Below are 18,039 nucleotides of genomic sequence, written 5' to 3' on the forward strand. Positions count from 1 at the left end.
TTGTCTTTCTGCTTCTGCTGTCGCCGGTTAACGCTCACGTCGGCGAGACCAGTTTGCAGCCCGCCGACAGCGACACAAGCGGCGTTGCGATGTTCGCCAGCATTTCAGCGGAGAGCATCTCCAGGCCGCTGCCTCTAAAGAGGGTTCGCGAGGCCACTTTGAGTGAAGCGCCACTGTCGACGGCATAGAGCAGGACAATGATGCAGCTTAGATAACTTTTGATGCCACTTTTCAATCACAGGCAGGTGGCGGTGGTGTGCCGGCGTAATGGTTTTCGTTGAAAGTCAATTCAATAGGCTTTTTTAGCTACATCAACCCCGTGACGCGAGGACATCAGGCCTTTCACCCCTTCCCGAGGCGCATCTGAGACCATGGGTGGTACGTCAGGAATCTTGTCACCCGACAAAAGAAACCCGCTCGCGAACCTCAGTCACGAGCGGCTCAGCTGTTAAGCTCTTGCCCACAGGGACGCCTATCTATTTACAGACTTGAGTTAGCCAGCTTTAGACGATTTTCGCCTGTGTGCTTTTGCGGAGATCTTCCAGCGTTACGCGGGGTGCAAGCTCGATGAGCTTCAGTCCTCCATCGACAACATCAAGCACCGCAAGGTTCGTGATAATCCGGTCGACGACCCCTTTCCCAGTCAATGGCAGGGAACAGTCCTTTAGAACCTTCGGCTCGCCGGTCTTGCTCGTGTGATCCATGACAACTACAACCTTGCGAACACCGGCCACTAGGTCCATGGCGCCGCCCATTCCTTTGACGAGCTTACCCGGAATAAGCCAGTTGGCCAGATCGCCGGTCTCGGACACCTCCATTGCACCAAGGATCGCCATGTCGATCTTGCCGCCTCGGATCATTGCGAAGGAAGTGGCGCTGTCGAAGAACGCTGAGTGAGGCAGTTCAGTGATCGTCTGCTTACCAGCGTTGATCAAATCGGCATCTTCCTCGCCCTCAATGGGAAACGGTCCCATGCCGAGCATACCATTCTCGGACTGCAGCGTTACATGAATGTCTTCGGGAATATAGTTCGCCACGAGCGTCGGAATACCAATCCCGAGGTTAACATACATGCCGTCTTCCAATTCCTTGGAAGCCCGCTGTGCCATCTCATTGCGATCCCAGGCCATCACGCAGCTTCCTTCTGTCTGGTTGTCCGCTGTTCAATCCGCTTCTCGTGAGCGCCCTGGATGAGCCGATGAACATAAATGCCCGGAAGATGAATCTCGTCTGCAGCAAGCTGGCCAACTGGAACGATCTCCTCGACCTCGGCAATGCAGACCTTTCCGCACGTTGCTGCCGGGACGTTAAAGTTGCGAGCTGTCTTCCTGAAGACGAGGTTCCCGGTGGTGTCGGCCTTCCATGCCTTCACGATAGCAAGATCAGCGACAATGCCCCGTTCCAGAATATATGTCTGACCATCGAATTCCTTGTGCTCTTTACCCTCGGCCACGAGCGTGCCAACGCCGGTCTTTGTATAGAACCCAGGGATACCGGCACCTCCGGCACGCATCCGTTCTGCGAGCGTACCTTGCGGGTTGAATTCGATCTCCAGGATGCCGCTTAGATATTGCCGCATAAACTCGGCGTTTTCTCCGACATAGGATGAAATCATTTTCTTCACCTGAAGGTTCTGCAGAAGCAAGCCCAGGCCAAAATTGTCCACGCCGGCATTGTTGGATGCAATCGTGAGATTTTTGACCCCACTTTTCGCCAATGCCGAAATCAACAACTCCGGGATACCACAGAGGCCGAAGCCTCCGGCGGCGATGGTCATGCCGTCGGTGAGCAGTCCTTGGACCGCGCTGTCGGCGTCGGGATGTATCTTCTTCATCTATCCTCCTCCGATGCCGGGATTAGCCTTGCAGGGCTTCCCACATCTCCATGTCGCGCTTCGCCGTCCAGATACGGGGCGTGTCGATGCCACGGGCCTCGTCGTAGGCACGGGAAACGTTGAAAGGCAGGCAGTGCTCGTAGATCGCATAGTCCTTGAACTTCGGATCGCATTCCTCACGGATCGCATTCCAAGCATCCTTCAAGGTGCCATTGCGGGCCGCCACGCGCTTTGCTGGTTGGTAGGTGGACTCGATAAAGTCCTTAGTCCTGTCTATTGCTTCATTCACTGATTCGTGGCCAATGAGCGCGCCACCGCGACCCGGGGCGATTGCGTGCAGATTGAAATCGCGGATTGTTTCGAGAGTGCCGCTCCAGTCAGCGAAGTGACCATCGCCACAGTAGCAGGCCGAATGCGCTTCAACGATGTCGCCGGTGAACATTACATCTTCATCTGGGACATGGATGACGGTATCCCCAGCCGTGTGAGCCCGACCAAGCTGCATGATGTCGACGCGTCGGTCACCAAGGAAGACAGTCATCTTGCCATTGAAGGTCGTCGTTGGCCAAGTAAGCCCGGGAATGCTCTCATGGCCTTCGAAAAGGCGTGGAAAGCGCTGAAACTCGCTAGCCCAATCTTCCAGGCCACGTTCGACCACCATCGAGCGAGCCCTCTCGCTCATGATGACCTGGGGAGCTCGGAACGCGGACGCTCCAAGGACGCGAACTGCGTGATAATGGGTCAGTACGACGTGACTGATCGGCTTGTCAGTAACCGTGCGCACGCAGTCTATTACCTTCTGCGCGAGGCGAGGGGTCGCCTGAGCTTCCACGATCATGACGCTATCGTCGCCGACAATTACGCCCGAATTCGGATCGCCTTCGGCGGTGAAGGCATAAAGACCTTCACCGATCTCCGTGAAACTGATGTTCTTTTCCGTCATATCGCCTTGCGAAGCAAATGCCTTAGCCATTCCTGGTTCCTTTCAAGATGCGTAGGGATCGTTGAGGGCGGGGGTTACGGTGCCAATGCATTCGCCAAAGCCGATGGTGAAGCCATCACCTTGCGATGAGCCTCGAAGGACAAGCGTGTCGTAATCTTCGATGAAAGTTCTTATTGTGCCGTCCTGGAGTTCGATTGGTTCTCTACCCCCCCAGCTCAGCTCCAGCAGGCTACCACGACTTTCTTTTGTTGGTCCTGAAATGGTTCCTGATCCCAAAAGGTCGCCGGTCCGCATGGAACAGCCACAAGTCGTGTGATGCGCGAGCTGCTGTGGCGCGGAGTAGTACATCTCACGGTAGTTCGTGCGAGAGATCACGGACTCTCCGCCATCCTTCGGCCGGAGGCCGACCTCCAGATCGATATTGTAGAGCAGGGGGCGAGGCTCATTCAGGTAAGATAGCAGCGGCACTTCGCGCTCTGGCGTCGACACACGGAACGGCTCCAGAGCGGCCTTCATCACGATCCAGGGTGAGATCGTGGTGGCCGTCGCCTTAGCCTGAAATGGACCAAGCGGTTGATACTCCCAAGCCTGGATATCGCGAGCCGACCAATCGTTCAAAAGCACATAGCCGAAAATCATTGCATCGGCTTGTTCAACAGAAACTGGCCTGCCGTACTCTGACGGAAGACCAACGATCGCGCCAAGCTCAAGCTCAATGTCGAAACGCTCGGACGGAGCGAATTTCGGCTCGCTGTCGTTGGGTCCCTTGATCTGACCCCATGGCCGGCGAACTTCCGTCCCTGACACGACCACCGACGACGCCCGGCCATTGTAGCCAATTGGAATATGAAGCCAGTTCGGTGGAAGTGCATTTTCCGGGCCACGGAACATAGTGCCGACGTTAAAGGCATGATGCCGTCCCGCATAGAAGTCGGTGTATTCGACGACCTGAAACGGCAGATGCAACCGCACGTCCGCCAAATCATGCAGGAGCGGGCGGACCGCTAACGCCCACTTCGAGCCTTCGAGAAGCAGATCGACCAAAATTTCCCGAAATTTGCGCCAGTTCTCAGGCCCGGACGCCATGAGGGCATTATAGCTCGGCTTGTCGAAGAGCGGTATCTCACCGAGCCTTAGGAGACCGAAAGCTTCGAGAGCAGTGACGTCCAGAACTTTGCAGCCGATGGCGACACCACAATGCGGCGCCCGGTCGTCTTTAGAGAAAACGCCGCAGGGCAGGTTATTGAGTGGAAAAGGGCATGACGCAGAATTGGCGCTATCTACCCAAGACCGTAGTAAAGGCATTCAGGCCTTCCTCCCTTTTTTGATCACTAGGCAATCGTTCGAATGTGAATGCCGAGACGCGACCATTCATGTGTGAGGGTGGGGTCGCATCCCTCAACAAATGAATTTGATATTATCGAATTTATTTGTTAGGGATAGTTGAATGCGCAGCTATGTCAAGCTAAATGTCGCGCCATCGAAAAGCGGGAGGTTTTGATGACTCCGGAAGTCAAGCTGTACGGATACTGGAGGTCATCTTCCACGTATCGGGTCAGGATCGCGCTAGCTCTGGCCAGCATTCCGTACGAGACCATAAAAGTCGATCTGCTAAGCGGAGAGCAGGATGGCAATGATAATTTGTCGCGAAATCCACTGGGGCTCGTGCCTTCTTTGGAGATCGACGGACGCGTGCTAACCCAGTCGTTGTCGATCATCGAATACTTGGATGAGACGCGAAAAATGGGCCTTCTTCCCGGAGGGCCCGAAGAGAGGTCGCGAGTTAGAGCGCTTGCTCACGCGATTGCGATGGACATTGCTCCCATATGCAATCAGCGCGTCGCGAAGTTCGCGAATGACCAATCGAATTCGTCAATTGCAACGGCCGATTGGATGAAGCATTTTATCGCCCTTGGTTTGCGCGGGTTTGAAAGAATGTTGGAGCAAAGGCCGCCCAGCCGTTATTGCGCCGGAGACGCTGTGACAATCGCTGACCTCTGCCTCGTGCCCCAGCTCTACAACGCCGCACGGTGGAGTGTCGATCTAGCAGCCTGCCCGCTGGCGAATTCGATCAACTCGCGTCTGCTTGAACTTGAGGCATTTAGAGCTGCTCACCCGGACGTGGCAAACTTAGCCGCAGCCTGACCGGCCTGTATCAAAGCGAGCGCCTAAGGTTAAGCATGCCATTCGAACGGCTTCGACCACTTGATAGCGCCTGTAAAAGGGGAGAACATCATGACTACTCCATCAATCGTCATAGCCAGCGCTGCACGCACACCGGTTGGCACATTCAACGGCGCGTTCGCGAGCATTCCGGCCCATGAATTGGGAGCAACGGCAATCAGAGCGGCTATCAAGCGAGCGGGAATCGATCCTCTCGACGTAAACGAGGTTATCTTTGGGCAGGTTTTGCAAGCCGGAGAGGGGCAAAATCCCGTGCGACAAGCGGCGATAAAGGCCGGCATTCCGAAGGAGGCAACGGCCCTTAGCGTCAACCAAGTCTGCGGCTCTGGCCTTCGGTCGGTTGCTCTGGGAATGCAGCAGATTTTTACCGGAGACGCTGCAATTGTGGTCGCTGGCGGGCAGGAATCAATGTCACTTGCACCACATGTTGCCCATCTCCGGGTAGGCACGAAGATGGGAGACCTGAAACTCGTCGATACTATGATCCAGGATGGGCTGACTGACGCTTTCAACGCCTACCACATGGGCATCACCGCCGAGAATGTCGCTAGACAATTCGACATTTCTCGTCTGGTACAGGATGAGTTCGCGGTATCGTCTCAGAATAAGGCCGAGGCTGCCCAGATGTCCGGACGCTTTAAAGATGAGATAGTTTCCGTTGTCGTTTCTGGCAGGAAGGGCGACACGATTGTAGATAGTGACGAGTACATTCGTCATGGAGCAACACTGGAAAGCGTTACCAAGCTCCGTCCGGCTTTCGATAAAGAGGGAACCGTTACAGCCGCCAACTCGTCGGGGCTCAATGACGGTGCTGCCGCGCTCGTTCTAATGACCGAAGCCGAAGCGGCGCGAAGGGGCATCACTCCACTCGCTCGAATTGCGTCATGGGCAACCGCTGGTGTCGATCCTTCTATCATGGGCATTGGTCCTGCTCCGGCCTCCAGGAAGGCATTGCAAAAAGCAGGTTGGCGTATTGCCGACCTCGATCTCATCGAAGCAAACGAAGCGTTCGCCGCACAAGCCTGTGCTGTTGGAAAGGAGCTTGGTTGGGACACGTCGGTGGTGAACGTCAATGGAGGGGCTATCGCGATTGGCCACCCAATCGGCGCGTCCGGAGCCAGGATCGCCAACACACTTCTTTTCGAAATGAAGCGTCGTGGGTCAAAGAAGGGGCTCGCGACCCTGTGCATTGGCGGTGGAATGGGAATCGCAATGTGCTTTGAAGCGCTACGCTAAACAGTCAGATCTTGGCGCATGGTAGGGTAGCTATTCATTACACATAGTAGGCGGAAAAAAGCCGCGCTCGCCACGCGGCTTTTCATTCACAATGGCTTGCTCATTCCTCATGCTGCCAAATGACGTCCAGTTGCGTGTGGTAGATTTTCCATTTTCCGTTCTCCCTTCGATACTTGTCGGAATACAGGCCGAGCAGAAGGACGGGATGGCCCTTTTCGCGTCCGGTGACCCAATCGAGAAGGTAGCAAAGTCCCTCTGCCTCGGATGAGGAGGTGATGGTCACTGCGTGGTTGGTAACCGCATGCAAGAACGGGTAGTTTCGTGCCTTGCGATAATCGAACGTCTCGTAGGCTTCCGCCAGGCCAGTCTTGATCGCTTCAATGCCCTCCATCTTACCGACTGTTACAGCCACAACGGCGTCGTCCGCGAAAACATTATGAAAGCCTTCGACCTTGCCGCTATCCAAAACGTGACTGTAGCGGATACGCAAAGATCGAATTTCCTCAATGTCGAGGAGGCGTTGAAGCTGATCGGCTATGTTTTGGTCAGTCACGTCATTATCCTTTCGGAAGTAAGATTGGGCTGAAGCCCTTGTGTTGCTGGTCGCGCGTCACATCACGACGTACCGCTGTCCGCAGAGATCGAGAGGACCTTGTTGTCACCGGGTGTTGCTTGGGGGCGAGTTGATCGCCCCCTCACGAGTGAAGTGTTCAGGGCGCCGGGGGATAATCGACGTAACCTTCGAGCCCGGGCGTGTACCAGGAGGCCTCGTTGCTGCCCACAATCGGGATATTCTCCCGGACCCGACGGACGAGGTCGGGATTGCCGACATAGAATCGGCCAAATGCGACAACGTCTATCTCGCCGCCCTGTAGCGCCTTCTCGGCCGATTCCGGCGTGTATCCAGCAGCTCCGATGATCGGACCTTTGTAGATACGACGAGCGGTTTCTATCACTTCGGCGTCGCGCGAGCTGGCTTGAAGCTCGATGTTGCCGCTGACAACCGGGCGGATTACGTGAGCGTATCCCACGCCCAGTTTTTGAGCTACGCCAAGCATCCCTTCATACTTGGCATTGGGATCTTCATCATCAATGTCGTTGAACGTGCTGTACGGGGACAGCCGGACACCGACATATTCCTTCCCGTAAACGCTAATCATGGCATTGAGGACCTCTTCCATGAAGCGTAGACGCTTTTCCAAGGAGCCGCCCCATTTATCCGTTCTCTGGTTGCTGTTCGTCGATGCGAACTGATCCACCAAGTAGCCGTTGGCGCCGTGCAACTCAACGCCGTCGAATCCAGCTTTCTTCGCATTCGCGCAGGCGGACCTGTAAGACTCGATGACGCCGAGAATGTCCTCTTCGGTCATTTCGCGCGGTACCGGGTTCTCAACGAGGCCGTTTGCTGTGTCTGTCCAGATCAGAGGCTTTGGTTGAACGGCAGATGGACCAATTGGAAAGCAGCCCGGCGGCTGATTGTCTGGGTGAGCAATTCGACCACAATGCCACAGCTGAATAACAGCTTTCGCTCCACCTTTATGAATGTTGTCGACAACGTCCTTCCACTTGGCTGTCTGCTTTTCCGTCCAGATGCCGGGGGTGCGTGGGTAGCCTGTTGCTTCCGGGCTAACCTGTGTCGCTTCGCAGATTACGAGACCAGCCGTGTTGCGCTGGCCATAGTATTCCGCCGCCATCTCGTTAGGGCTCCAGTCGGCTTCCGCGCGATTGCGGGTGAGCGGTGGCATCACGATATGATTTGCCAGCTCCCACGCACCGAACTTTGCCGGTGAAAGTAGTTTTTCGTACATGTTTTCCTCCTAACTCCGCCCTGTGGGCGTCCAGTTGAGTGAGAGCACCAAAGCAACGAGAGCCGGTGCTGTCACGAAATTGACTCGTCTAGGACGAGCGAAAAGACCTCCTTCTGCGACTGCCAGGATGTCAAAACAAAGCGGGCAATCCTGCCGTCTCGCCGCCATCAGCGACGAATTCCGAACCGGTACAGAAGGAGCTGGCATCGCTGGCAAGGAACATTGCCAACTTGCTAATCTCGCTTGGCCGCGCGGCGCGGTTCATGGGAACGTGCTTGTACTCGTGATAGAGTCCCTCAATCATTGGCGTCTCGACGTTGCCAGGATGAATGGAGTTCACACGGATATTGAAAGGTGCGAGATCGAGAGCTGCGGCTTTGGTAAGACCTCTCACGCCAAACTTTGAGGTAACATAGGCTGGAACGCTGCCAAACGCTTTGATACCCGCTGTCGACGAGATATTAATGATCGATCCCGCACCCACCGACTTCATGATTGGCGCAATCGCGCGAATGCCTTTGAATGTGCCGGTCAGGTTGATCGATGTTACCTGCTCCCACTCTTCGTCAGAACATTGATCTACGGGCGTGAAGCGGAGGATGCCTGCGTTATTTATCAACACGTCGATGCGGCCGAAGTGGTCGGAAGCAATCTTCACAGCCCGCGCCCAGTTGTCGGTGTCGCGAACGTCGAGGTGAACCGCTAGGGCCTTATCACTACCAATCTGTGCCACGAGCGCCTGGACGTTTTCGTCGGCGAGATCGGCCAGCACGACCTTGGCACCTGCCGAAGCGAAGGCAACTGCTTCGTCAGCACCCATGCCTTGACCGGCGCCCGTGATCATCACAACCCTGCCATTTACATCCATGGAAATCCCTCCGAATACCTTTGCGACGCGTGGCGTATCTCGCTCACTTGATTGTCCACCCGCCGTCGGCCAAATAGACGGCTCCATGGACGAAGCTTGCTTCGTCACTTGCTAGGAAGAGGATCACATTGGCGAGTTCATGTGGTTGGGCGTGTCGACCCGCTGGCGCAGCACGCAACGCCTGATTCACAGGAAGGTCTTCGTTGTTGAATATGTTCGCCGTCATCCCAGTCTCGACCGCTCCAGGCGCGACCGCGTTAACACGGACCCCTTGGTGAGCGAAGTCGAAGGCGAGCTGGCGGGTGAAGCCTACTACGCCATGCTTTGCGGTCGTATACGCAATGCCGCCGCCACCCGCGATGAAAGCTGAAATGGACGCGACATTGACGATTGCTCCGCCGCCCGCTTCGATCATTGAAGGCAGGATGGCTCGCGAAACTAGCCACATGCCTTTCAGGTTGACTCCCATGATGCGGTCCCAGAGCGCCTCATCGGTCTTTAGCGCGTCGGCGTAGTCGTCAAGTATTGCGGCGTTGTTCAGAAGTACACGCACTGGGCCAAGCGCTGAAACTGTGCCAGAGGCCGCCGCTGCGATGCTCTCAGAGTTTGCGATGTCGACAACAAAGCCTTGGGCGGTCCCCCCGAAGCCGCGTATCTCCGATACTGTTTGTTCGACCCGCTCCTTGATGACGTCCCAGACAGCGACCTTCGCACCCTCTCTAGCGAAACGGTGCGCGGTTGCGCGACCGATCCCCGATCCCGCGCCAGTTATCACGGCGGTCCGACCAGCCAGCTTGTCAGAGTAAGTTATCGATCCTTGACCCACTTCGGTCATAAGTTACTCCATTTCTCTGCAGTGATTGAAAGGATTGCCGAGGGATCAGCCTGGGCGTATCTGAGCAGCCTTGGGGTTCCGGCGTATGCTCAAGCGATGGAGCCCAGTCGCGATTGGAGTTTTGCCGTTGGTCAGGTCGACGGTGAGGAATGCCAGGAGGACGATGCCGGTGGCCAGGTTTGCAGTCCAATTTGGGGTGCCAAGCATCTGGAGTCCGCTCAATAGTATCTGAAGCGTCAGCACGCCAAGGAAGACACCAGTCATATTCCCCCGACCGCCATAGACGCTGACCCCACCAATGAGAGCTGCCGCAACGGCGGAAAGAAGCAGTGCCTCGTGGCTGCCCGGCGTTGCACTACCCCCACGCAGAGCGGCAAGGGCCCCTGCCAAAGCGGCAAGTGAGGCAGAGCAGGTGAAGGCGAGGACGAGGGGCCGAGTTTGGGGGACACCAGCAGCCCGCGACTCCTTGCGGGCACCACCTATGGCATACACTTCGCGGCCATATCGGGTGTAGCGGAGGAAGAGCCCAACAGCGATCAAGACGAGGATCATCAGGATGCTGAACGGGGAGAAGATGACAACGCGCTCCCGCAACATCGAGGCCAATTTCAGGTTCGTCATCGCAAGCGTTAACGTCCTCTCATTCGAGATGATGTACGCGACGCCTCGCATGCCGATGAATGTGCCAAGTGTGAAAACCAGGGAGGACATCTGCAATCGCGCAATCGCAAAGCCTTGCGCCATGCCGTAGACGATAGCCGGTACCACCGCGCAAAATACGGCGACCGCAATTCCGTAATCCGACATCATAATCGCGATTAGGCCAGCACATGCTGCGACCGAGCCAATGGATAGGTCGAACTCACCGGCCAGCATGGTCACGCCCAGACCAGCAGCGACAATTCCAAGGATGGCACACGCCTCCAGCAGCGAGTACACGTTGCCGCTCGATGCGAAGTTCGGCGATGCTACAGAGAAAGCAGCGAACAAGACGCACACTAGGACGATGCGTTTGAGACTTGGCAGTTGGAGGAAGTTCGACATGATCATTATCCTTTCCGGCGGCCAAATACATGGAAACCGACAACGATCAGCAGGATGAACGCCCCCGTGACACCCATGCGGACACCGGATGGCCACGCAAGAAGCAGCATGTAATTTTGAAGCGTTGCGATAAATACGGCGCCGATAGCGGTCTGAAGCGGCGACCCGCGTCCGCCTTGGATTGCTGTACCGGCGATCAGCACGGCAGCGACGACATCAAAATCGACCGAACTGAAGCCCATAACTCGCGCCTTGCTGAACTGGGCGGCTTCGAAGATGCCCATAATGGCGGCAGCCACAGTGGCAATGATGAAGACGGAGATCGTGACGCGAGGCACCGAAATGCCGGATGAATGCGCCGTTGCCTGGTTTGCTCCGAGCAGGATCGTCTCGCGCCCGAACCTGGTTTTGCTTACAACGAACCAAGCGACCGCGACTGAAATCAGGAACGCTATCGTCTGTGTCGGTACCCCAAGAATGCGGCCGTTGCCGATCCATTCGACCGCAACGCTCTCGATAGGGATGTTCTTCCCGCCCGTGACCAACCCAGCGAGACCGGCCATCAGGGCTCCAGCTCCAAGGGTGGTGATAATCGGGTTCGCGCCCATTGCTATGACGCCGCCTTGGAGAAAGCCCAGCAGAATAGCGATCACGAGAGTAGCGATCAGCGCTATAGGGAACGGGATGCCATACGACATCATCACTGCCAGACAGACGCCGGAGAACATCGCTGATTGACCCAGCGCCAGCGAGAAAAACCGGCCAGAAAGTGTGATGAATGTCGCGCCCATCGCAACGATCCCGGACATCGCAGCTGCCCTGAGAATTACCAATGCGTTCTGGGGGCTCAAGAATGCGGGGTTGTAGATGCCTCCAGCCGCGATCAACGCGAAGACAATCGCTCCAAGCACTGCATAGCGAACTAAGCGGCGAGTGCTTTTGTCGCCAGGCATGCCTATTTCTGTGGTCGCGGTGTTCACTGCGCAAGCTCCTCTACAGGGTGCGTGATGTCGCGGATAAGTTCTTGGCTGTTGGTCCGTGAAGCGGGAACGGTTCGCACCTGCTGGCCCCGGTACATTGGGATCACAGTGTCAGCGAGACCTTGGACCTCGTCGATATCGGAGGAGGCGAAGATAATCGCCATGCCATCGTCCGCGAGTTTTCGAAGGTGTCGATAAATTTCAGCTCTAGCGCCCACATCAACGCCACGGGTAGGCTCGGAAACCAAGAGAACCCGTGGTTCGATCCCAAGCCATTTTCCCAGTGCAATTTTCTGCTGGTTGCCTCCACTTAAAGCCCCAACCTTGTATTCGGCGCGTTTGACGTCTACTGCCATTTGACGGCAGATCCCCGTGGCCAAGGTGCGAACCCGACCGCGACTGAAGAGGCCGCCAGGCGAAACCTTACGCATGGAACAAGATGCAAGATTTGTTGAGACAGGAAGATCTGCGAAGATCCCATCGAGCTTACGGTCGCTTGAACAGTAACCAATGCCTTCGCTGATTGCTGTCGACAGACCATGAGCAGGCGGCAGAGTGACTTTGCCAACCCTGATGCTACCGGTCTCCACGACATCGGCGCCCGCGATAGCCCGAAGGAGGGCTTCCGATCCAGACCCGACCTGACCGGCGATACCGACAATTTCCCCTGCGCGGACGCGTAGCGATTGAGGGATCTTCAAAGAAGTGGATGTCACGCCCTCGACATTGAGCAACTGTTCGCCGAAGCCAGCCGAGCGCGTGGGGAACATCTCTTCAAGAGGCCGCCCAACAATTCTTTCAATGACCTTGTCGAGCGTCATTTCGGATACGTTGACTGGGGGGAAGCTCTGGCCGCTGCGAAGGGTAATGATCCGGTCCGCGATCTCAAATACTTCGCCAAGTCGATGGGTCACGTAAATGATGCTGCGGCCTGATTTTGCGAGGCGAAGCACCATCTCCTTGATCCGCTCGATATCAGCGTCATTGAGTGCCGCTGTTGGCTCATCAAGGATCAGAATACGTGCGTCAGTCGCCAGGAGTCGCGCGATTTCAATGAGCTGCCTTTCAGCTACTGAGAGCGTTTCAACTGGTACAGCTGGGTTCAGGTATCCAAGCCCCACAGCTTCCAGGTACTCTTTAGCTCGTCGTGCGAGGCGGGCCTTGGTCCATAGACCTCCGACTTCCACGCCGCCAAGAAAGATGTTTTCCGCTGCACTCAGCGGCCCGATGACGCTCAGCTCCTGCTCCGCAACGGCAATGCCAGCTGCGTGGGATAGCTTCGCGCTTCCTATCGGAAAGCTCTTTCCGTCGATCTTAATCGATCCAGCGTCGGGCGCATGATGACCTCCCAACACTTTGACCAGTGTGCTCTTACCTGCGCCGTTCTCGCCAAGTAATGCCATCACCTCGCCACGGCGAAGCTGGAAATTCACGCCGTTCAGCGCTTTGACGGCACCGAACGATTTGACAATACTTGTCAGTTCGAGAACCAAGGGGTTCTCGTCTACCTTGATCGCAACCATCATGAATTCCTGAACTGTGTCTGTGAGGCAACTGTCGCAAGACGGTTGCCGCTCCAAAGATACCGTCAGTCAATTAGTTGTAATTGCAGAGTTCCTGGGCTGTCTTTCCCCAGATCACGGTGTCAGTGTAAGACTTCTCTGAACCGTCCAGCATGGAGTTCGGCATGTAGTTCCACTTGTGCGGTGGAGTGTCGATCGACATGGGGGTGTCTGGAGAGAGGTTCTGTTCGCCGTCAATGACTTTTCCGGTATTCAAGTAGGCCACCAGCGCATACATGGCTGCGGCGCCCTCGATGTATGGTGCTTGGACGGACGTTCCGACAAGCTCGCCCTTCTTTACGGCGGCGTTTGTTGTCGAGTTCATGCAGGTTCCACCCACGAAAAGGACGTCCTTACCCGGCTGAATGCCGCTTTCCTTCGCTGCCCGCAGCGCCCCGTAGGCAAGTGCATCGTTTACGCCGTACACCCAGTTGAACTTGCCCTTGTTCGCTGGAATAATCTGAGAGCCGATGTTGTAACCCTCATTCTCCAGATATCCGCCGGAATTGACGTTCGCGAGGACTTGCGAACTTGAGGGAAATGCTTTCTTCATTTCGTCTTCGAAACCCGCAACGCGTTGCTGCGCGGCCGTGTGACCCGCCACCGTATTGACGATCAGGCCGTTGCCTAGTTCAACCCTTGCCTTCTTCGCGCCAGCGATCAGCAGCTGGGCGGCATTCTGTCCGCTGAGATAGTCGTTCACGCCGCCGTAGGCGACGAACAGGTCAGCCTGCCCAGGCGCAGGAACCTGATTGAGGATGACAACGGGGATGCCAGCATCCTTGAGCGCCATCTCTGAAGCAATGGCGGCAGCTCCGGAGACCGGGTTTAGTACGACCCCAATCGGCTTGTCGCCTGTCGAAAGCATCTGCTGGATGGCCGAGTCCTGCTGTTCCTGCGAAGAGGCCTCGACGTATGAGAACGTCCAGCCTTGCTTCTTCGCGATGTCCTGGACGGCGACCGCATTTTGGCCGAAATAGGGATTTTCCCGAGACTGGCCAAACATGATGATGGCGCCAGATTTCGGCAACTCAGCATGAAGGGTACCGGCAAACAAAAGACCACCCATTATCGTGGTAGCCATTAGTTTCATTCGAGTAACTGCATAGCGCTTTCGGTTCATTTCCATAAGTCTTCTCCTCCTGACTTAAGGTGGCGGGGCCTCCACCCCGGAATTACTTGGTCTCCCAAACCACGCGGATACGAGTTAACGTAAGCGACGCGATCCTCCACTGACCGCCGACGAGCCGGTATTGTTCGTCGTAGTGCCCGTACCCGTGCATGATCTCACCGCCATACTCGAGCCGGTCGTACAGCGTCCAACGGCCGCTAGCAGTTTCCGGTGTATGGATTTCGATCTGGGGGTCATGACCTTGATGCACGGCAACGATGCCGCCAACAGCACCTTCGATGACCTTAGCGGTCGCATCGCCGCCGATGACAACCCAGTCAGCCGGATTGATGCTATCTTCAGTGACACCATGATGCCCAACGTGGTGCTGGCACTCGCCACTAAAGTCGACCCGTGCATCGTCGGTGAACATGGAAGAGATTGCCTGCCAGTCCTTTGTATCGACCGCAGAAAAGTAGCGAGACTTCAGCTGACGGATATCCTCACTCGCGACGAGGCGGGCGAGCGCATCCACCCCGACGCTCGTACGCGGGGCAGGGTTCGTATTCATGATTTCTCCTCCATATCAACGATCAGCGGGGGTTCCTCAATGCCGGCTGCCGTTGCTGAGTGGATACTACAATCGATAATCTGTTAGTCAATAGCGAATTACCGTTCGCACTTTGACGCTTTGGCTTAAGCTGACGAGTAACTGCCTCAAGAGGGCAATTGAGATTTACCGCGAGGGGCGGGTCTTTGGGCCTGTCCGCTTCGAGATTCGGACGGTTTCAATAGAGTTAGTTGGCGCTTACCGTGTCCTCGAAGGAAATATGCACTTCCGTTGGATAGGAATAGCTTCGGGGGACAGGTGGGAATTTGCATGAGACCTGACGAACTTTATGTAGTGTACTGCTCTGCCACAATGCCTGCGGGATTGACCTCCCATAAACAGTTTTGTTAATGACGAACTTGCTCTTTAGTGGCGATTTTCGAATGACGTGACGTAGGTCGGCCATGAAATCGAAATAGCGCGTCCAAAATCTGGAAGGAATTGCCGTGGATGATAAGTTTTTCAACGTGGGGCTGGGGATTCGACGCGCGGTGATGGGCGATAGCCGGGTGGACAAATCGCTTGTGCAGGCGGATGACTTCAGCAGACCGGTTCAGGAATTGACGACTTCTTTTGCGTGGGGACAAGTTTGGGGTCGTGAGGCGGAACTTGACCGTCGGACAAGATCGTTGCTTACGATAGGGATGTTGATCGCTCTGAACAGGCAGGCGGAGCTTCAGGCACATATCGTGGGCGGCCTGCGTAACGGGCTGACGGAGGCCGATATACGGGAAGTGGTGATCCATTCTGTGGTGTATTGCGGCTTTCCTGCCGCGCTGGAAGCTACACGGTCGGCACAGGCCGCTCTTCAATTGGCTGGAGAAAATGAAAGTCAGCCTTGATTGATAGATTCACAATTGGGCTACCAACCACTAATGAGCGAAGTTTGGCTCGCCAATAAATTGCAGGCGGCCCCTGGGGTAATCCGTCGGTCAGTCGCTAAGTCGCGGAAAAATGTTCGAAGGATCAAAACACGTCGTCCGCGAAGCCATCAAAAATTTGCTCCCGACATTGCTTTAAAAATGGTGTGCTAAATGCAGCGTCCGCGCCAACCCTCGGTGAAGCAGAATGTTAGCGCATTCTAAACATCATGGACAACATGACTCACGTCCTGGAGCGCGGTCCGGACGTCTTGGAGGATAATGGACGAGGAGGCTCCCGTAACTCCCCTCGTGGGCAACTCAACAGTCAGCAAAGGTTATGCGACCGGTGAGACTTTCTACGAGATTTGCAAAACAGGTAACCTCGTCCAGATCGAAGATCTGCAACGTTTTCATCGCCGAATGCAAAACCTGGAAGGGGCCAGGCGGCACTGTCTACGGCAGTTGGTGGCGAGAAGAAGCACCCGTTTTAGAAATCCGGTCCAAAAGCAAGCGCTGACAGGAGCTTCCGCTACGTCATGTGCAGCAAAAATGATCCTGAGAGAGATGTGATCATGACGTTATGTACTACGACATCCCGAGCGACTAGCGCAGGGCATCAGCGCCGCCTCTCGAACCAAGCGCAGCATTTGAGCCGCTATCACAAATCTTGTACCAAAGCCACGGAAATCGAGAGTATCGTCAGCGGATCGCCAATGGATCGCATATGTAGGCAGATGCCTGACGGGCCAAGCTCGTGATGGCGCAATGAAGATCGCTGCCGCGCGCGAAGGCTGCGCGCGCCTGCTCCTGTGAGCCGAACCAAACTACCATGATCACGTCGGGCGTCACCGGCTCCGACCAGAGGCGGGGTCGCGAGTGGCTGCTCGTGACGGTGTTGAGGGCAACTTGGCTTGCAAAGGAGCTTATAGCTGCATCTCGGAGAGTACCTTTGGCCGCGTTAGCCGCGATCTTGCCGCTCAGTGCAATCGGGACCATTATCTTCAAACCGGCGTGGTCATGCGGATCGGAAGTCTCGACAATATTCAGGGACCATCCCTTGAGGAATAAAAGCTCGTCATCCGGTATCTTCGAGGCGCCAGTGTCAGATGCCTGAGCAGCCTTCATCGTTTTTGCGTCCACGAAAAACAGCTCAACTATGCCATCAGCGCTGAAGGCACCGGCTTCGGGATAGGTCAGCAAGACCTCTTGGCATCGGTTTTGTGTGTATTTGCAAACCCCGGGTAGGGAAAGCGCGAGCTGGGCGTGTCCGCCCGCCCAATGGTCTTGGAACTCCCCGATGCTCATATCCTTCCGCTTTGATAACAGCGTCATTCTCTTCAACATGATTTCCTCCGCTACCACATTCCCGGGCAGCTCTGGATAGCAAATAAACCCTCCGACAGCCATAGGATTTGCCATCAACAAATGTCTTTGTTTCTATTAAATATACATCAAGGTCGTAAGCGAGTGGCTTCAACCTACCACGGGGAGCGGTGGGTACGCGACTCCTAGCAGTCGCGCACTGTGTAGTTCGTTAGAACAGCGATATGAAGGATTTCTCCGCGTGAATCGTTTGTGATGGCCAGCAGCTTTCTGCCGTGTCAGCAGTTGCTCCACGATCCCTAGGTGCGAGCGACCTATCTGGGAGTGGCTCACGACTCCGCTTAATCGCCGAGAGACTCGTCGAAGGACCTTTCGAGTCGGTCTAACAGCGCAAGCAGATGGCTGGCGTCCTTGCCAAGACTGTCCAAGAGACTCTGTTCGAAGGCGATCGCGCGGGGTACGATGCTATTATAGTATCTTCGTCCGGCGTTTGTTAGACTTAGTATCTCTTCCCGTCGGTCTTGCTGATTGCCTTCTCGGTGTAACCACCTGCGTTCTTCCAAAGCCCTGACGGCCCGACTAACTTTCGTCTTATGCATCGAAGAATGGATGCCGATCTCTCGCGCACTCATGCGTTCAAATTGACCTAACGTCGCAAGGACGCGCCATTCAGGGATGAGAAGATCGTAGTCAGGGCCGTATATGCTACGGAACTCCTTTGAGACGAGTGAAGCAATCTTGTTCAGCCGGTACGGCAGGAAATTTTCGAGATTTAGTTTGGTCACGATTGATGGTTACAAAATTGACAGTTACGTTTGCAACTGATTTCTTTAGGAGG

General features: G+C 55.6%; 18 protein-coding genes. 3 read left to right on the plus strand and 15 right to left on the minus strand.

The window, feature by feature from the left end; translation table 11 throughout:
• Nucleotides 1-503 precede the first annotated feature (503 nt).
• Genes FHT73_RS24050 through fahA form a run of 4 tightly spaced genes read right to left on the minus strand, consistent with a single transcriptional unit; the run spans nt 504 to nt 4,082 of the window.
• Nucleotides 504-1,130, minus strand: coding sequence for a 3-oxoacid CoA-transferase subunit B (locus FHT73_RS24050; protein ID WP_183715311.1), 627 nt, complete (start codon nt 1,128-1,130; stop codon nt 504-506).
• Nucleotides 1,130-1,834 carry a CoA transferase subunit A gene (locus FHT73_RS24055; RefSeq protein WP_183715313.1) on the minus strand — a complete coding sequence of 235 codons (705 nt, stop codon included), beginning with the start codon at nt 1,832-1,834 and terminating at the stop codon, nt 1,130-1,132. The genes FHT73_RS24050 and FHT73_RS24055 overlap by 1 nt, the downstream gene beginning before the upstream one ends.
• A 22-nt stretch (nt 1,835-1,856) precedes the next feature.
• Complete coding sequence (locus tag FHT73_RS24060; RefSeq protein WP_183715315.1) at nt 1,857-2,807, minus strand: MBL fold metallo-hydrolase; 951 nt, start codon at nt 2,805-2,807, stop codon at nt 1,857-1,859.
• Between the two features lie 12 nt (nt 2,808-2,819).
• Complete coding sequence (fahA, locus tag FHT73_RS24065) at nt 2,820-4,082, minus strand: fumarylacetoacetase (RefSeq protein ID WP_183715317.1); 1,263 nt, start codon at nt 4,080-4,082, stop codon at nt 2,820-2,822.
• A 195-nt stretch (nt 4,083-4,277) separates the two neighbouring features.
• Between fahA and maiA the strand changes: the two genes are divergently transcribed.
• Nucleotides 4,278-4,922: a maleylacetoacetate isomerase gene (gene maiA / locus FHT73_RS24070; protein ID WP_183715319.1), complete on the plus strand. Its 645-nt coding sequence runs from the start codon at nt 4,278-4,280 to the stop codon at nt 4,920-4,922.
• A 90-nt stretch (nt 4,923-5,012) separates the two neighbouring features.
• Nucleotides 5,013-6,197 (plus strand): acetyl-CoA C-acetyltransferase, encoded by a 1,185-nt coding sequence (locus FHT73_RS24075; RefSeq protein WP_183715321.1) that lies wholly within the window; start codon nt 5,013-5,015, stop codon nt 6,195-6,197.
• Nucleotides 6,198-6,297: 100 nt separating this feature from the next.
• On the opposite strand, the gene FHT73_RS24080 is transcribed toward FHT73_RS24075, so the two are convergent.
• The 9 genes from FHT73_RS24080 to FHT73_RS24120 form a co-directional block, all read right to left on the minus strand.
• Entirely contained in the window at nt 6,298-6,750 is a 453-nt protein-coding gene (locus tag FHT73_RS24080; protein WP_210290471.1) for a nuclear transport factor 2 family protein, read from the minus strand.
• A gap of 157 nt (nt 6,751-6,907) precedes the next feature.
• Entirely contained in the window at nt 6,908-8,005 is a 1,098-nt protein-coding gene (locus FHT73_RS24085) for an alkene reductase (RefSeq protein WP_183715323.1), read from the minus strand.
• 130 nt (nt 8,006-8,135) lie between these two features.
• The gene (locus tag FHT73_RS24090) at nt 8,136-8,873 is read right to left on the minus strand and encodes a glucose 1-dehydrogenase (protein ID WP_183715325.1); all 738 of its coding nucleotides are present in this window, start codon (nt 8,871-8,873) and stop codon (nt 8,136-8,138) included.
• Nucleotides 8,874-8,916: 43 nt separating this feature from the next.
• The gene (locus tag FHT73_RS24095; RefSeq protein ID WP_183715326.1) at nt 8,917-9,708 is read right to left on the minus strand and encodes a glucose 1-dehydrogenase; all 792 of its coding nucleotides are present in this window, start codon (nt 9,706-9,708) and stop codon (nt 8,917-8,919) included.
• Between the two features lie 45 nt (nt 9,709-9,753).
• Nucleotides 9,754-10,752, minus strand: a complete 999-nt coding sequence (locus FHT73_RS24100; protein ID WP_183715328.1) for an ABC transporter permease — start codon at nt 10,750-10,752, stop codon at nt 9,754-9,756.
• Nucleotides 10,753-10,757: 5 nt separating this feature from the next.
• Nucleotides 10,758-11,732: an ABC transporter permease gene (locus FHT73_RS24105; protein WP_210290470.1), complete on the minus strand. Its 975-nt coding sequence runs from the start codon at nt 11,730-11,732 to the stop codon at nt 10,758-10,760.
• Complete coding sequence (locus tag FHT73_RS24110; RefSeq protein WP_210290469.1) at nt 11,729-13,255, minus strand: sugar ABC transporter ATP-binding protein; 1,527 nt, start codon at nt 13,253-13,255, stop codon at nt 11,729-11,731. Before FHT73_RS24110 ends, FHT73_RS24105 begins: the two co-directional genes overlap by 4 nt.
• A gap of 73 nt (nt 13,256-13,328) precedes the next feature.
• Nucleotides 13,329-14,423 (minus strand): sugar ABC transporter substrate-binding protein, encoded by a 1,095-nt coding sequence (locus tag FHT73_RS24115; protein ID WP_210290468.1) that lies wholly within the window; start codon nt 14,421-14,423, stop codon nt 13,329-13,331.
• Between the two features lie 46 nt (nt 14,424-14,469).
• The gene (locus FHT73_RS24120) at nt 14,470-14,976 is read right to left on the minus strand and encodes a nuclear transport factor 2 family protein (RefSeq protein ID WP_183715332.1); all 507 of its coding nucleotides are present in this window, start codon (nt 14,974-14,976) and stop codon (nt 14,470-14,472) included.
• A gap of 485 nt (nt 14,977-15,461) precedes the next feature.
• Here FHT73_RS24120 and FHT73_RS24125 point away from each other — a divergent pair, with 485 nt between their 5' ends.
• Nucleotides 15,462-15,857, plus strand: a complete 396-nt coding sequence (locus FHT73_RS24125; protein WP_348648152.1) for a carboxymuconolactone decarboxylase family protein — start codon at nt 15,462-15,464, stop codon at nt 15,855-15,857.
• A 720-nt stretch (nt 15,858-16,577) separates the two neighbouring features.
• Here the strand turns inward: FHT73_RS24125 and FHT73_RS24130 are convergent.
• Complete coding sequence (locus FHT73_RS24130; RefSeq protein ID WP_183715334.1) at nt 16,578-17,222, minus strand: EthD domain-containing protein; 645 nt, start codon at nt 17,220-17,222, stop codon at nt 16,578-16,580.
• A 320-nt stretch (nt 17,223-17,542) separates the two neighbouring features.
• Entirely contained in the window at nt 17,543-17,986 is a 444-nt protein-coding gene (locus FHT73_RS24135) for a MarR family transcriptional regulator (protein ID WP_183715336.1), read from the minus strand.
• Nucleotides 17,987-18,039: the final 53 nt, after the last annotated feature.

It is taken from the genome of Rhizobium sp. BK098 (assembly GCF_014193155.1).
Classification (GTDB): domain Bacteria; phylum Pseudomonadota; class Alphaproteobacteria; order Rhizobiales; family Rhizobiaceae; genus Rhizobium.

Excerpts from the sequence above, each read along its gene's own strand:
- FHT73_RS24050 (WP_183715311.1), bottom strand. The coding sequence starts at position 1,130 with ATGGCCTGGGATCGCAATGAGATGGCACAGCGGGCTTCCAAGGAATTG.
- FHT73_RS24055 (WP_183715313.1), bottom strand. The coding sequence starts at position 1,834 with ATGAAGAAGATACATCCCGACGCCGACAGCGCGGTCCAAGGACTGCTC.
- FHT73_RS24060 (WP_183715315.1), bottom strand. The coding sequence starts at position 2,807 with ATGGCTAAGGCATTTGCTTCGCAAGGCGATATGACGGAAAAGAACATC.
- fahA (WP_183715317.1), bottom strand. The coding sequence starts at position 4,082 with ATGCCTTTACTACGGTCTTGGGTAGATAGCGCCAATTCTGCGTCATGC.
- maiA (WP_183715319.1), top strand. The coding sequence starts at position 4,278 with ATGACTCCGGAAGTCAAGCTGTACGGATACTGGAGGTCATCTTCCACG.
- FHT73_RS24075 (WP_183715321.1), top strand. The coding sequence starts at position 5,013 with ATGACTACTCCATCAATCGTCATAGCCAGCGCTGCACGCACACCGGTT.
- FHT73_RS24085 (WP_183715323.1), bottom strand. The coding sequence starts at position 8,005 with ATGTACGAAAAACTACTTTCACCGGCAAAGTTCGGTGCGTGGGAGCTG.
- FHT73_RS24090 (WP_183715325.1), bottom strand. The coding sequence starts at position 8,873 with ATGGATGTAAATGGCAGGGTTGTGATGATCACGGGCGCCGGTCAAGGC.
- FHT73_RS24095 (WP_183715326.1), bottom strand. The coding sequence starts at position 9,708 with ATGACCGAAGTGGGTCAAGGATCGATAACTTACTCTGACAAGCTGGCT.
- FHT73_RS24100 (WP_183715328.1), bottom strand. The coding sequence starts at position 10,752 with ATGTCGAACTTCCTCCAACTGCCAAGTCTCAAACGCATCGTCCTAGTG.
- FHT73_RS24110 (WP_210290469.1), bottom strand. The coding sequence starts at position 13,255 with ATGGTTGCGATCAAGGTAGACGAGAACCCCTTGGTTCTCGAACTGACA.
- FHT73_RS24115 (WP_210290468.1), bottom strand. The coding sequence starts at position 14,423 with ATGGAAATGAACCGAAAGCGCTATGCAGTTACTCGAATGAAACTAATG.
- FHT73_RS24120 (WP_183715332.1), bottom strand. The coding sequence starts at position 14,976 with ATGAATACGAACCCTGCCCCGCGTACGAGCGTCGGGGTGGATGCGCTC.
- FHT73_RS24130 (WP_183715334.1), bottom strand. The coding sequence starts at position 17,222 with ATGTTGAAGAGAATGACGCTGTTATCAAAGCGGAAGGATATGAGCATC.